We start from the raw sequence: 13,265 nt of genomic DNA, 5'->3' as shown, positions 1-13,265 counted from the left end.
CAGCATCGGATGCGATATCCGCGGCCCGACATCAAGGGTGAATGCCATGACAACAGCGACCTTTCAGCGAACTACACCCGCCGCTGTGCGGCTCTCCTACTTCGTGTGGACCGCGCTCGCGGTGGTCTCCCTGCTGAGCGGAATCGCGGTGCTCATCGGCGGAGGCGCCGCCAAGGCCGCCGGAATCGACACCGCCGCAGGCGAATCGACGACCGTACTCGCCGCCACCGGCGGGCTGGTGATCTCGCTGGCCGTCGCTCAGTACTGGGTCGCACGCCGCATGCACCGCGGCGCCGCGTGGGCCCGCGTCACGCTGACTGTCCTCGGGCTGCTGTCGCTGGCGTCGGTCTGGAACACCACCGGCCGCGCGCTGCCCGACTGGCTGGAACTGGCCGCCACCGTGTCGGCCGTGGCCCTCATGTGGTGGACCGCCACCGGCGCGCACTTCCGACGCATCCACGCCTGATCCGAACTCTTCTCCGTCACTTCACCTTTAAGGAACTTCGCAATGAAACTCGTGCATGCCGCCGGCGTTCTCGCCGCCGCAATCCTCACCGCCGCCGCCGTGACCGGCTGCAGCGATATGGACGGATCCCCGATCGCCGTCCCGACGACCACCCACGCCGCACCGCAGACCACAATCAAGGCCCCGCAGCCGACGCATCCGGCCGCCGCGCCCGTCCAGCCCGCGCACACCCCCAAGCCGGTGAGCCAGCCCAAGGCACCGGCCCCGGCCAACAAGCCGCAGGCCACCGCTACACCCACCCGGCCCGCCGACGTGAGCTGCGGCATCGTCGCCGACGCGGGCGGGGACGGCCGCCACGTCATCGCCTACGGCACCGACGCCGGTGTCGTCGGCTGCACCGAAGCCCTGACCGTCGCAACCGATTACGCCAACACCATCAGCGACTCCGACGCGGTCGATGTCGACGGCTGGTCCTGCAACGCCCAGCCCGACGCCCAGACCCCGTCCATCTGTGCCAAGAACGGCCTGCTCATCGGCCTCGGAGCGCACTGACCTCCAGCCTGGCACCGAGCCGTCAAGACTTCCGAACTCGAGCTGCTCGTCGACGATGACGGGCTCCGCCCGCAGCGGATCTCCCTCGATGTTCGGAGTACAACGGGCCGGATCGTTCACCCGGCCCGACAACCGAGAGGAAATGAATCACCATGAGCAGCAATGTCATCCTGGGCCTGATGCGACTCCTGTGGACCGGCAGTGGCGGCCACGGGATTCCGTGGGGCTGGGGCGGCGCCTCGCCCGACGGCAGCATCGGCTGAATCCCTGATCTACGCCCCGGGGAATGATCGCTTGCCGCTTGTCAGCGAGTGATCGAATGACGAACGGCCGCATTAATTTCCATGCGGCCGTTCGGTCGTTCAGTTACCCGCGCCGTTGTTCGGGTTCGTGCAGATCGTGCCCTCGCAGGGGACCGTGGAGCCGTCACCGTTCGGATTCGGCATCACCGCACCACCATTCTCCTTCGGGTCCGTGCCCGCACCGTTGTTCGGGTTCGTGCAGATGGTGCCCTCGCACGGGACGGCGCTTCCGTCACCGTTCGGGTTCGGCATCACCGCACCACCGTTGTCCTTCGGGTCCGTGCCCGCACCATGATCGGGATTGGTGCAGATCGTTCCCTCACACGGGGTGGTCGGCGCGGGAACCGGAGTGGTCCGCACCGGCGCGGGGGCAGGGGCGGGCGAACGCGGCTGCACGGCAGGCGTAGTCGGAGCGGGCGGCGGAGCGGGGGTGGTCGATGTGGCCGACGGCTTGACCGTCGTCGAGGTCACCGCTGTCGTGGTGGTGGTGCTGGTCGATCCCTTGTCGCTGCCGCAGCCCGCGAGCAGGAATACAGAGGCCACCGCGGTGGCGAAGATGATTCCGCGCTTCAATTGTTTCCCTCTTCCTCGACACGACAGCAATGCTGTCGCAAACACAGTCGGAGCATAAGGGACAACGCCTCGTCATCAGTCACGACAAGCGGTAATCATATTTCGACAGGTTCCGAACATGGCCACGACCGGGGGTATCCGCTACTTGTCGGCACCGGTGAGCGCCGACGCCGGTCCAAGCGGCACGGTGAGGAAAGAGGCATCCCGCGCGTTGCGCTCGATGTCGTAGGCGCTGCCGAGTAGTGCGGGGTAGTCCTTCGGGTTGAGGATGTGGGTGGGCATGTCGCCGGTGCCGATGGTGATCTGCAGGCGATGCCCCGGCTGCAAGACATGGAAAGCCGGGCGCACCTTGATGTTGTATTCGGTCACCTCGCCGGGGATGACCGGCAGCAGAGACTCCCGGGTGCCTGGATGGAACGCGCCCTGCACACTGCCGTCGGCAGCCAGCCAGGTCCGGTCCGGGTCCAATGCGCGGTAGTTACCGGCCAATTGGCCGTCGGTGAGCGCCGTGACCGAGCCGTCCGGGGCGATATCCTGCACGGTCACATTGAACGCCGAGGCGGGCTTGTTCGAGATCGCGTACAGGGTCGCACCGATGGGACCGGCCAGCACCGTGGGCTCGGTGAAGGCATCGGTCGTGTAGGTCGGATTGTCCAGCAGACCCGGCACGCTCGGGTTGGCGGGGAACCGTGCGCACGGGTCGTCGACGCCGATGAGGCTGGTCAGCAGTTGGAAGACGCCGGAGAAGTTCCGTGAGTAGGAAGCGTTGCAGATGGTGCCCGCATTGAGGGGCGTGAAGTTCACTCGATCGGAGCCGGTATCCGCGCCCGGCCGGTCGGGCGAAAGCCGTCCTCCCCCATCCAGATACAACCGTTGCGCCGGAATTCCGCGTACCGGGTAGCTGGCGCTCTCGAGGACATTGCCGTTGACGTCGATGGCGTGCAGTGGGGTCTTGGTCTCGTCGATGCCGTTGTGGTCGTTTTTGAGCCAGCGGTCGAACCAGGCCAGTTGGATGGCGTGCATGTCCAGGTCGGCAGTATTGCGCTGCACCCCGGGTTGGATGTGGAACCAAGGGCCGGTCAGCATTTGGAAGCGTCCGCTGCCCTGGGCGTCCGCAGGCATCGGGCCGTTGTGCGAGCGCCCGGCGTAGGCGTTCTGCAATCCGGCGAAGGTGCGCGGAGTGCCGTCCTGCAACAGGTCGTACTGGCCGCCGATGAGGTAGGTCGGAATGTCGTTGGCGGCAATCTTTTCCACCACATTGTCGATGGCGCGCGATTCCCAGTACGGGCTGTTGTAGAGCTTGTCGCCGTCGAGCAGCGCGTTGATGATCGACGGCCAGGTGCCGTCGTCGCGGAAGTGGGTGAGCAGGTGGTCGACGAAGACACTGACCATTTTGTCGGGCTGCTGATACAGCCCGAGGATCGGGTCGATCTGCGGCAGCGCGGTGACCGGCCCCGCCAGGATGGACGACAGGAAGGCGATATTGAAGAACCCGTCGTGATCGAGCAGATCCTGGAACATGTGGTTGCCCGGCATGAGCGGGAACAGGGCCTTGATCGGCGAGCCGGGTTCCATCACCCCGGCGGTGAGCAGTTCGCTCATACCGAGGTACGACAGCCCCCACAGCCCGATCTCACCCGTCGAATTCGGCAGTCCCGCAGCCCATTCCACGACACGCTTGGAGTCTTCGCGTTCTTGCGGCTGCAGGATGCTCCACTGCCCGCCGGAGGCTCCGGTGCCGCGGATGTCGACGATGACGCTGATGTAGCCGCGTTTGACGAAATAGTCGCCGTATCCGGCGGCGTCGGTGAGCTGCTTGGCGGTGTCGATGACGGTCGGCAGCGCGTTCTGCAGCAGCGGCCCGAGGCCGTCGTAGGACAGCAGGCGCAGGAATCCGGCGCTGTCCTTGCCGTAGGCGGTCTGGGTCATGACGATCGGGAACGGTCCGGGCGCGGGTGCGCCGGACGCGTCGGTGGGGTAGCGGACGTCGGCGCGCAGCACCACGCCGTCGGCCATCGGGAGTTCGACGTTCTTGTGTTCGCCGACGCCGTAGATCTCCGGGCCGGGATTCCAGCCGTCGGGTAATCCGGTGCGGGAGTCGGCCTTCGAGAACAACCCCTGGTCTGACGATGGCATCGCGCCCGCGGGCAGTGCCGTGGGCAGCGCTGCCGTAACGACCAGCGCGCCGATCACTGCGGCGCTACGCGCGAGTCGGTATCCCCTACGGGTCAGCGTGTTTCGATACTTCACGGGCCTGCTGCCGAATGCTTTGGCGGTCATCGTCTTTGATCACCTATCGATCGTCGCGAGCCACCGGCCCGCTGAGTGTTTCCGGGAAAGTTCAGTCGTTCACGAGGTCGCGGCGCAGCAGCTTGCCAGTGCTGGTACGCGGCAGCTCGTCGACGAAGGTGACGTCGCGCGGCACCTTGAAGCGCGCCAGGTTGGCCTTCACATACGCCCGCACCGCGTCGCCGTCGAGCGTCGCGCCGGGTTGTGTAACAACGAAAGCCGCCAGCCGCTGGCCGAATTCGTCATCGGGTACGGCGATGATGGCCGCCTCGGCGATGTCGGGATGCGCGTAGAGCAGTTCTTCCACTTCGCCGGGGAAGACGTTCTCGCCGCCGGAGACGATCATGTCATCGTCGCGTCCGTCGATGAACAATCGACCGCCGACATCCCAGTGCCCGACGTCGCCGGAGGACAGCAGGCCGTCGATCTCGTTCTTGTGGCCGCCGCCCGAGTAGCCGGTGAACGACAGCAAGCTGCGTACGTAAATCGTTCCACGCCTGCCGGGTTCGGTGATCAGTGCACCGTCCTCGTCGTACAGCCGGACGGTGCAGACCGTGGGCGGCTTGCCGACGGTGCCGGACGCGGCCCGCCAATCCGCGGGCGTGGAGATGGTCGCCACGCCGACCTCGGTGGAGCCGTAGAAGTTGTAGAGCACCTCGCCGAAGGCCGCGGTGGCGGCGTCGCCGAGGGCCGCGGGCAGGGCCGAACCGGCGCTGAACATCACGCGCAGCGCGGAGGTGTCGTAGCGACCCAGTGTCTCCGGCCCCAGCTCCAGCATGCGGCGCAGCATGGTCGGCACCAGGACCAGCACCTGCGCCCGGTGTGCAGCGACGGCCGCCATGGTGGCCTCGGCGTCGAATCGCCTGCGCAGCACCACGGTCGAGGCCAGCGACATCGCCATGATGAACTGGTTGAGCGCGGTGCCGTGGAACAGCGGCGCGGCCAGCACCAGGGTCTGGTTGCGGCGCAGGGGAATCCGCTCCAGCAGCGCGGCGGCCGCCAGCGGCGAACGCACCTCGCGTGGCACGCCTTTCGGGGTACCGGTAGTACCGCCGGTGAGTAGCACGAACCCGCCCTGGCGGGCCGGCGGCGGCAGGTCGTCGCCGGAATTGGCGGCAATCAACCCGTCCACGGTGGGGATGTTCCCCGCATCGTCGTGCGCGGCCAGCACCCGCGGAATCCCGGACGGCAGCACGGCCAGCAGGGCACTGAATTCTTGGTCGTGGACAAGGACGTCCACGCCCTCGCGAGTCGAGACGTCAGCAAGTTGCGGTCCGGCGAACCCGGTATTGAGCAACACCAGTCGCGCGCCCACCTTGGCCGCCGCGAGCATGGTGTCGACCAGTTCCCGCCGGTCACGCACCAGCGAGCCGACGGTGCTGCCCACCCCGATGCCCATCGCCGCGAAGCCCCGGGCGAGGGCGTTGCCGCGCTGTTCGAGCTCCCGATAGGTGAGCGGTCCCAGCTCGTCGATCACCGCCACCCGGTCGGGTTCGCGGCGCGCAGACATGTGGACCGGACCCGCGATACCCCCGTACTGCCGGACCGCACGCGAGGCGCGCACGACACTCACCGGATCCAGCAGGTTGATCATGCCCGCGCGCTGCAGCACGCCCACCGAGTGGGCATTGACCGCCAAGGCACGAATCGTGCTTCCTGGAAACGACATTCGCATTCCGTTCCGAGTCATGGCCGAGGCGCTACTTCTGCTGTCCGATGGCCTGGCCGACGAGGGCCTGTGCCATGGGCGGCAGGATGTCGGTGAGCGCCTGTCCGAACTGGGGATCGGTCAGTGTGCTGACCGGGCTGGTGATGGTGCACCCGGCCGGGGCGGGAACGCCGTTGAGCCGATCGCGCAGCCAGTAGTACGCGCCGGGCAGATGCGAGAGCACCCCAGAGATGTGCTCGGCGGCGAATTCCCGCACATAGGTGACGCTGGGCGCACCGGCGGCGCAGTACTTGTCGACTACCCCGTCGGTCCCGGCGATGGGCAGTAGTTCATCGTTCTGCGCGTGATAGAAGTACACCGGCACCGACGGAATGTGCTGTCCCAGTGAGTTGTCCGCGATCGCCGACTTGATCTCCGGCATCGACAGCGGATCCGATCCGCCGAAGGTGCCCAGGTAGTTGAATCCCGGGAACAGCACCGCGCCCTGCGGATGGCACAGCACCTTCTTCGACCCGAGTACCAGCTGACCGAGCACATCCACGCGCTCACGCATCACCCGCTCCATGTCCGGGTATTCGGTGGCGAGACCGACGAACGCGGCCGAGATCAGACCCGCGTAGACGCCGTTGTTGTTGTGCCGCACCACTTCCGCGTAGTCGCCCGGCGCGGTGCCGCCGGAGGCCGCGCCGACGATATTCAATTCCGGTGCGTAGCTGTCCTTGATTTCCGGGACGAACGAGGTCGGAATGGTGCCACCCGAGTATCCCCACAACGCCACCGGTGTAGCGGTACCACTCAATTGTGCGGGTTCGAAATTCTCCACCGCCCGAATACCGTCGAGGGTGGCCTGCGCATTCATCCGGGAAGCGCCGTACGCCGAATTCTGGCCCTCATAGTCGGGCATCGCGACGGTCCAGCCCTGGCCCACACCCGCGGCCAGCGGGATGAGCGTTTCCGCGGCATTGACGTAATCGGCCGGAATGGCACCGGATTGGGCGACATACGACGGTGCGCAATACTGCGCCCCGCTGTCCTCGGCGATCTGATACGACAGCAGCTTGCGCCCGCCCGCGGGTGCCGCACCGCGCGGCTTCAGCACGGTCGTGACGGTGGCGATGGCCTCGCCGTGGCTGTTGGTGGTGCGGTACAGCAGTTGCCACGCATCGACATTCAGCTGCAGGATCCCCATGAAGGCGGGATTGATGCTGCGTACGCGTAGGATCTCCCCCGGCTGCGCGGCCGCGACGACGCCGGCCGCCGGGCGGTAGAAGTCGTCGAGTTCCGGCGGCAGGGTCAGCGCGGGCGCTGGTTCGATCCGTATCTCGGTGTCCCCCGGTGCGGCCTGCGCCGATATCGCTGTCGTCCCCGCCGTCATCGCCGCGATGACGGCGCTCAGGACCAGGACGCGCCCCACACTGCGCACGCTCATCCTCCGCCTTTCCACATCGAATGGAGAAATTCGAGTTGCGCGGAGAAATCCGCGCACCATCGTGGCAGCGACCATAAACACCGATCACGGTCCGAAACCAGACGTTCTCCGAATCTTTTCGAATCGAGCGCTGCGGTCACGAAAGACGAGTGATGCGGTCCTTCCGCCGGACCGATGCGGTTCCTATCGTCGGAGATTCCCCGAGCATCAGATTGGATTATCACCGACCATGGGACCGCTACAGGGCGTCAAGGTACTCGAAATGGCCGGGTTGGCCCCGTCACCGTTCGGCTGCATGATTCTCGCCGATCTCGGCGCGGAGGTGCTGCAGGTCAAGCGCGGCGGAGGCGGAGGCGGGCTGATGCAGCCCGACGGCCCGTTCGATCGCGGCAAGCGCATGATCACCGTCGACCTGAAGAACCCGGACGGCAAGGCGCTGCTTCTCGAATTGGCCGGGCAGTCGGACGTTTTCGTCGAAGGCTTCCGGCCGGGCGTGGCCGAGCGGCTCGGCATCGGGCCCGACGACCTGCTCGCCGCGCACCCGCGCCTGATCTACGGCCGGATGACCGGTTGGGGCCAAGACGGCCCACTGGCCACGCGTGCCGGGCACGACATCAACTACATCGCGCTCGCCGGAGCACTCGAGCCGCTCGGCCGCGCCGGGGAACGCCCGCACGCCCCGCTCAACCTGCTTGGCGACTTCGCGGGCGGCGGAATGCTTTTGGCCATGGGTGTGATGGCGGCCCTCTTCGAGCGGGAACGCTCCGGCCGCGGCCAGGTCATCGACGCGGCGATGATCGACGGTGCGAACCTGCTCATGTCCTGGCTGCACGGCTTCCACGCGACCGGCGCCTGGTCGAACGGCCGCGGGGAGAACATGCTCGACGGCGGCGCGGCGTTCTACGACACCTACGAATGCGCCGACGGCAAATACGTCGCGGTCGGCTGTGTGGAGCCGCACTTCTATCAGGAACTGCTCACCCGCCTCGAAATCGACGAGCGTGCAGCGGAACTGGCATTCCAGTTCGATCCGACCGGTTGGGGCCACGCCCGGGGCGTGCTGGCCGCCAAATTCAAGGAACGCACCCGCGACCAGTGGGCCGAGGTATTCGCCGACTCGGATGCCTGCGTGTCTCCGGTGCTCTCTCCCTGGGAGGCACACGAACACCCGCACAACCGGGCCCGCAAAGCCTTCATCGAGGTCGACGGACTCCGCCAGCCCGCCCCCGCACCCCGCTTCAGCCGCACCGCCGCAGATCTGCCCACCGGCAGGATCGAGGGCGATCCGGTCGGCTCTCTGACAGCCTGGGGCATCACGCCCGGCCACGCCGCGGCACTCTGCGCCGACGGCGCTGTGTGCTGATCCCGCACAGCGGCAATCGTTTTCAGAACAAGGAGATTCCTATGCGGACCGTGTCGTGCGCCGGCCAGGTCGTCGTCGTCACAGGTGGAGCGCGCGGGATCGGTCGCGCCACCGCGGCCGCCTTTCTCGCGGCGGGCGCGAAGGTGGTCATCGGCGATATCGACACCGAGTTGGTGGCGCGCACCGCCATCGAGCTCGGTGCGCGGCCCAGCGCGCAGGTCATCGGCCTGCCGGTGGACGTCACCGACCCCGGTTCCCTCGAGCTCCTGTTCGACAGTGCGGAGGCGTCGTTTGGTCCGGTGGATGTTCTGGTCAACAACGCGGGAATCATGCCGACCGGACTGTTCGCCGAAGAAGGTCCGGAGATGACCCGCCGCATCATCGACATCAATGTGCACGGTGTCATCAACGGCTCGCGCCTGGCAGTCGAGCGGTTCCGGCGGCGCGGGCGCGGGCATCTGGTGAACCTGGCGTCACTGGCGGGCGTTCAAGGCTTTCCCGGTCTGGCCACCTACTGTGCCAGCAAGCACGCGGTGGTCGGATTCACCGAATCCCTCTATCTGGAGTTGGCCGAATCAGGCATCCACGTCACCGCGATTCTGCCCGGCGTAGTGCGCACGGAACTGTCCGCGGGCGGCCGGCTTCCGCACTGGATGGCCGCATTGTCGACCGTCGATCCGGAGGACGTTGCCGACGCCATCGTCGCCGCCATCGGTACCGGCAGACTGACGGTGACGGTCCCCGGGCGGCTCGCCGCCATTATCGGTGGCACCCGCCTGCTGCCATTGCCCGCCCGGATTCTGGTCGGCAGGCTGACCGGCGCGACCACGCTGTGGACTCGGCCGGACGCCGACGCCCGCGAGCACTATCACCGCCGAATCCGCGGTGAATGACGACTACTGTCCGGCGGTGAGCATCACCAAACTCGGCAGGCCGACGGCCAACGCCGCACACGCCACCGCATAGAACCATTTGTGTTCGAACAGGATCCCCACAAACTCGCGCAGGATCGCGCTGGGCAGGTAGTAGAAGGCGGTCGGTGCACCGACCACCGCGGCGTCCAATCCCAGGTGCCGAGCGAGGATCGCCGTGCGCAAAGCATGAAAGTTGCTGGTGACCAGCACCATTCGGGTGGCTACCCCGCGTTCGGCCAGCATATCCTTTGTGAACAGCAGGTTTTCACGTGTCGTGGTGGAGCGGTCCTCGCGCAGGACCGCGACCTCGGGCAGCCCCTTGTCGATGAGATAACCCGCCATCGCGTCGGCCTCGGCCATCTCCTCATCGGCACCCTGACCGCCACTGGTGACCACGAGCGGGTCGCCTCCCGCGGCGACCTCGGCCTCGTACACGCCCAGCGCCCGATCCAGGCGGCTCGCTAACAACGGCGGCACCCGCGCGCCGATCAGGCCCGAGCCGTGCACCACGATCGCGCCCATGCCGCGCCGGTACGGCAGCCGCAGATAGATGAACGAGTACGCCAGGAACGCCACCAACAGGAAGCCGATGAAGCTGATGACCAAGGTCACCGAGGCGAACACAGCCGCGAACCACACCTTGCGTTTCATCAGTGCCACCACGAACATCGCGTACGGCACGAGCAGGGCGAGACCGGATCCGAGAGACAGCAGGTTCGCGAACCGCCGTCCCTCCCTGCGCAACATCTGCACGCCATTGACGATCAGCAGTCCCGACAGCACCAGCACGAGCAGCGGCGACAGTACGACGAACAGCGACGCCAGGTGCCGCAGAATCCGGTCGGTATCCACTCCCATCAGCGCGACCAAGCTGAGAATCAGCGCGATCAACAGCACCACCCCGTTGGCCAGCCTCCGAGGCTCACGCTTGACCATCACGACGAACAGACCCAGCAGAACCGGGCCGACCACGAGCGCTATCACGTAGCCAAGGTAACCGGTGACGCTGCTACGGCCGACACTCGCCGCGCCGGAGGTGGTGATCAGCACAGAACGCCGCGCTTGCCACGGAATTGCCTGGGACCCGCAGCGCCGCGCCGCCGCGTGAAATCACCCGCCTGCCAACGTCATCGGGTCAAGCCGTACTCGTGAGCGAAGACCACGATCTGCACACGGTCGCGCAGGCCCAGCTTCCGCAGAATCGAACCCACATGCGTCTTGACCGTGGACTCCCCGGCGAAGACGAGCGCGGCGATCTCGAGGTTGGAGTGGCCTGCGGCGACCGCGGCGAACACCTCGCGCTCTTTCTCGGTCAGGGTGGTGTACGCCTCCGGAACCGGTGTGCGCGGACGGAATCGGCCGTCGAGCAGGACCGCGAGGTCGTTCGGGGCGAGCACGGCGTTGCCGCTGTACACGGTCCGGATCGCGTCGACCAGCAGGGGCGGCGTGGTGTCCTTGAGCAGAAAGCCGCTGGCGCCGTGGCGAATCGCGGTCGCGGCGCGGTCGTCGAGGTTGAAGGTGGTCAGGACCAGCACGCGCAGCGGTTTGGTGCGCCTGGCGACGCGTTCTGGGGCGAACAGCTGCCGGGTGGCCTCGACGCCGTCGAGTTCCGGCATGCGGATGTCCATCAGCACGACGTCCGGCTCGAGTTCGTCGACGCGGTCGAGCGCCTCGAATCCGTCGGCCGCGTGGCCGACCACTCGCATCCCCGGCTGGGCGTCGATGATCACCGCGACGCCGGTGCGGAAGAGCTCCTGGTCGTCGACCATGAGTACCCGGATGTCCTCGCTCACGGGAGGAGCCTACGCACAGGGAGCCAGGCGGTGACGGTCATCGTGGCATCGGCCCGCTCGGTGTCGCGGTGCACGTCGAGACGGCCGCCGACCGACTCCAGCCGCTGCCGCATCCCGTCCAGTCCCCGACCACCCGGCCCGGCCGACACCTCCTCAGCGACGAGCCCGTTGACCGTCTCGATCCGCAATTCGTCAGCCGCCCACCGTAGTTCGACAGCGATCGGGATGTCCCGATCCCCGTGCCGGACTGCGTTGGTCAGCATCTCCTGCACCACCCGATACGCGACCGTGGCCAGTTCCGGAGCTAGAGTCCGCGCGTCACCGATCTGCTCGAACGTGACCTCCCGGCCGCTGGCGCGCACGCCCTCGACGAGCGTGAGCAGCTCACCCGGTCCGGACTCGGACGGCGTGGCCGCACTGAGGACCTGGCGGACATCCCGCAGCGAGGAGCGGGCCACGGTCGCGATATCGGCCATCGACGCGTGCAGCGCATCGGTGTCCGGAACGTACTGGGCGGATTCGGCCTGTGCCAGAATCACGGCCAGCGAATGCCCGACCACGTCGTGCACGTCGAGCGCCAATTGCGCCTGCTGTTCGCGCAGCCGCGCGATCTCGTTGGCCTGCACGCTCTCTCGATGCGCCCGGGCGGCGTCCGCCTCAGCCGCGTGCTGCGAGGCCAGCGAGCGGGTCGCACGATCGGCGAAGCGCCGCAGCGCCAGTCCCGCCATCCAGCACACACCGAGAAGCGTGACTATGAGGAACGTGCCGTACACGCCCGAACTTCCGGAAAGCGCCGCGGCCACTCCAATGATCGGAACGGTCAAGGCACCCGCGGTCACGCTGGCGCTGGCGCCCCAGCGAGCGGTTCCGAAGACAACCAGCGCTGCCGCTGCGGCCTGGGTCAACAACACGGGTGCGCCCGTGATGATCTGCAATCCGTAGGTCAGCCACACCACGGCAAGGGCGACCGGGGGCCACCGCCGAGCGAGGCCGACCTGCGCCGCGACGGCAACCACAATTGGGGCGACGGACCCGCGGTTGGGAAATACGTTGTAGCGGATGCTGATCGCCGCCTCGGCGGCCCCGGCGATCAGCACGACCATCGCGACCACGCCCTCGGTAATCCAGCCGCGGGAGTCGATACGGATTGCACTCACCTCGTCTCCTGGTGGGACCGACGTCCGGACACCACCACTCAGTTCTCCTGGTCGACGCCGCGCGAAACCGACTTCATGACGCCGAACCGGACCAACAGACCGACGATCACGAGGGTCGAACCGAAGAGCAGCGCGATCAGCCCCAGCAGGCCTGCGACCTGACCGGTCTGCCCCGCCGCCGTGTTGGCGGTGAAGGCCCCGATCAGCAGCACCAATGCTGCGGCGATGCCGAGCCCGCCGATCACCCAGACAGCACGAAACATGCCGATCTGCGCTGGGGAGGCGATATCCCGCCAGTGCGGGCGAAGAGCGGCATTCTCGTTGGCATTCATGGTTTTCCTTCTACGGTCGTGGGATCGATCATTCGTTGATCTGTACCGTCACCACAGAAAGACTCGACGACGGCCATGTCCCACTGTCGCTGCCGAACCCACGCCACCACCTCCATCTCAGGTACCGATCGCCTGGCCGGAGGTACCGTACTGCAATACCTGCACGAAAATCCTTCTCAGAGGAAATCGCTGTCCGGGGCCGACCTCGCAGCAATGCTGTCGGTGTAGCCATCTTAATTGGATGCCTGCGCGCCTATTGAAACTGAGCGTCGGTCGGCGTGAATTGCAGCGGCAGCATATCCAAACCATGGAACAGAGTTCTCGCGCTCCATGACGGAGTTGCAGAGCCCGCCGCGAATCGCACATCCCGAAGACGGGTGAGCAGGGCCGGAAACGCGATCCTCCCCTCCATTCGCGCGAGTCGTG

Annotated in this window: 12 protein-coding genes; 4 read left to right on the top strand and 8 right to left on the bottom strand. The window is 66.9% G+C overall.

Going from position 1 to position 13,265, the window contains the following annotated elements; genetic code table 11:
- The first annotated feature begins 46 nt into the window (after window positions 1-46).
- Both ON43_RS38755 and ON43_RS44510 read left to right on the top strand, forming a co-directional pair.
- Complete coding sequence (locus ON43_RS38755) at window positions 47-466, top strand: hypothetical protein (RefSeq protein WP_157514377.1); 420 nt, start codon at window positions 47-49, stop codon at window positions 464-466.
- A gap of 42 nt (window positions 467-508) precedes the next feature.
- A complete protein-coding gene (locus ON43_RS44510) occupies window positions 509-1,018 on the top strand; it encodes a hypothetical protein (protein WP_040815687.1) in 510 nt (169 codons plus the stop codon).
- Between the two features lie 362 nt (window positions 1,019-1,380).
- Here the strand turns inward: ON43_RS44510 and ON43_RS46590 are convergent, their stop codons facing one another.
- The 4 genes from ON43_RS46590 to ON43_RS38725 all read right to left on the bottom strand — a co-directional run bounded on the left by ON43_RS46590 (window position 1,381) and on the right by ON43_RS38725 (window position 7,280).
- On the bottom strand, window positions 1,381-1,893 hold the full coding sequence (locus ON43_RS46590; protein WP_245568991.1) for a hypothetical protein: 513 nt from the start codon (window positions 1,891-1,893) through the stop codon (window positions 1,381-1,383).
- Window positions 1,894-2,034: 141 nt separating this feature from the next.
- Window positions 2,035-4,173: a CocE/NonD family hydrolase gene (locus ON43_RS38735; RefSeq protein WP_083914178.1), complete on the bottom strand. Its 2,139-nt coding sequence runs from the start codon at window positions 4,171-4,173 to the stop codon at window positions 2,035-2,037.
- A gap of 61 nt (window positions 4,174-4,234) precedes the next feature.
- The gene (locus ON43_RS38730) at window positions 4,235-5,857 is read right to left on the bottom strand and encodes an AMP-binding protein (RefSeq protein ID WP_051179963.1); all 1,623 of its coding nucleotides are present in this window, start codon (window positions 5,855-5,857) and stop codon (window positions 4,235-4,237) included.
- A gap of 25 nt (window positions 5,858-5,882) precedes the next feature.
- Window positions 5,883-7,280: a lipase family protein gene (locus tag ON43_RS38725; protein ID WP_051179942.1), complete on the bottom strand. Its 1,398-nt coding sequence runs from the start codon at window positions 7,278-7,280 to the stop codon at window positions 5,883-5,885.
- 229 nt (window positions 7,281-7,509) lie between these two features.
- Between ON43_RS38725 and ON43_RS38720 the strand changes: the two genes are divergently transcribed.
- Together ON43_RS38720 and ON43_RS38715 are read left to right on the top strand one after the other, a co-directional pair.
- Entirely contained in the window at window positions 7,510-8,643 is a 1,134-nt protein-coding gene (locus ON43_RS38720) for a CaiB/BaiF CoA transferase family protein (RefSeq protein WP_051179940.1), read from the top strand.
- Window positions 8,644-8,684: 41 nt separating this feature from the next.
- Window positions 8,685-9,536: an SDR family oxidoreductase gene (locus tag ON43_RS38715; protein ID WP_040815732.1), complete on the top strand. Its 852-nt coding sequence runs from the start codon at window positions 8,685-8,687 to the stop codon at window positions 9,534-9,536.
- Window positions 9,537-9,539: 3 nt separating this feature from the next.
- On the opposite strand, the gene ON43_RS38710 is transcribed toward ON43_RS38715, so the two are convergent.
- The 4 genes from ON43_RS38710 to ON43_RS38695 all read right to left on the bottom strand — a co-directional run bounded on the left by ON43_RS38710 (window position 9,540) and on the right by ON43_RS38695 (window position 12,839).
- Window positions 9,540-10,541 (bottom strand): YdcF family protein, encoded by a 1,002-nt coding sequence (locus tag ON43_RS38710; protein ID WP_040815731.1) that lies wholly within the window; start codon window positions 10,539-10,541, stop codon window positions 9,540-9,542.
- A 143-nt stretch (window positions 10,542-10,684) separates the two neighbouring features.
- Entirely contained in the window at window positions 10,685-11,326 is a 642-nt protein-coding gene (locus tag ON43_RS38705; protein WP_040815729.1) for a response regulator, read from the bottom strand.
- A gap of 20 nt (window positions 11,327-11,346) precedes the next feature.
- Window positions 11,347-12,507 (bottom strand): sensor histidine kinase, encoded by a 1,161-nt coding sequence (locus ON43_RS43175; RefSeq protein WP_157514376.1) that lies wholly within the window; start codon window positions 12,505-12,507, stop codon window positions 11,347-11,349.
- 38 nt (window positions 12,508-12,545) lie between these two features.
- Entirely contained in the window at window positions 12,546-12,839 is a 294-nt protein-coding gene (locus ON43_RS38695) for a hypothetical protein (RefSeq protein WP_040815683.1), read from the bottom strand.
- Window positions 12,840-13,265 lie beyond the last annotated feature (426 nt).

It is taken from the genome of Nocardia concava NBRC 100430 (assembly GCF_000308815.1).
Classification (GTDB): Bacteria; Actinomycetota; Actinomycetes; order Mycobacteriales; family Mycobacteriaceae; genus Nocardia; species Nocardia concava.
The sequence above is the reverse complement of the archived record's forward strand: the minus strand, read 5'-3'. Positions and strand labels throughout refer to the sequence as shown.

Coding starts and splice junctions, on each gene's coding strand:
- ON43_RS38735 (WP_083914178.1), bottom strand. CDS start 4,173: ATGACCGCCAAAGCATTCGGCAGCAGGCCCGTGAAGTATCGAAACACG.
- ON43_RS44510 (WP_040815687.1), top strand. CDS start 509: ATGAAACTCGTGCATGCCGCCGGCGTTCTCGCCGCCGCAATCCTCACC.
- ON43_RS38755 (WP_157514377.1), top strand. CDS start 47: ATGACAACAGCGACCTTTCAGCGAACTACACCCGCCGCTGTGCGGCTC.
- ON43_RS38725 (WP_051179942.1), bottom strand. CDS start 7,280: ATGAGCGTGCGCAGTGTGGGGCGCGTCCTGGTCCTGAGCGCCGTCATC.
- ON43_RS38720 (WP_051179940.1), top strand. CDS start 7,510: ATGGGACCGCTACAGGGCGTCAAGGTACTCGAAATGGCCGGGTTGGCC.
- ON43_RS38715 (WP_040815732.1), top strand. CDS start 8,685: ATGCGGACCGTGTCGTGCGCCGGCCAGGTCGTCGTCGTCACAGGTGGA.
- ON43_RS38730 (WP_051179963.1), bottom strand. CDS start 5,857: ATGCGAATGTCGTTTCCAGGAAGCACGATTCGTGCCTTGGCGGTCAAT.
- ON43_RS38695 (WP_040815683.1), bottom strand. CDS start 12,839: ATGAATGCCAACGAGAATGCCGCTCTTCGCCCGCACTGGCGGGATATC.
- ON43_RS38705 (WP_040815729.1), bottom strand. CDS start 11,326: ATGGTCGACGACCAGGAGCTCTTCCGCACCGGCGTCGCGGTGATCATC.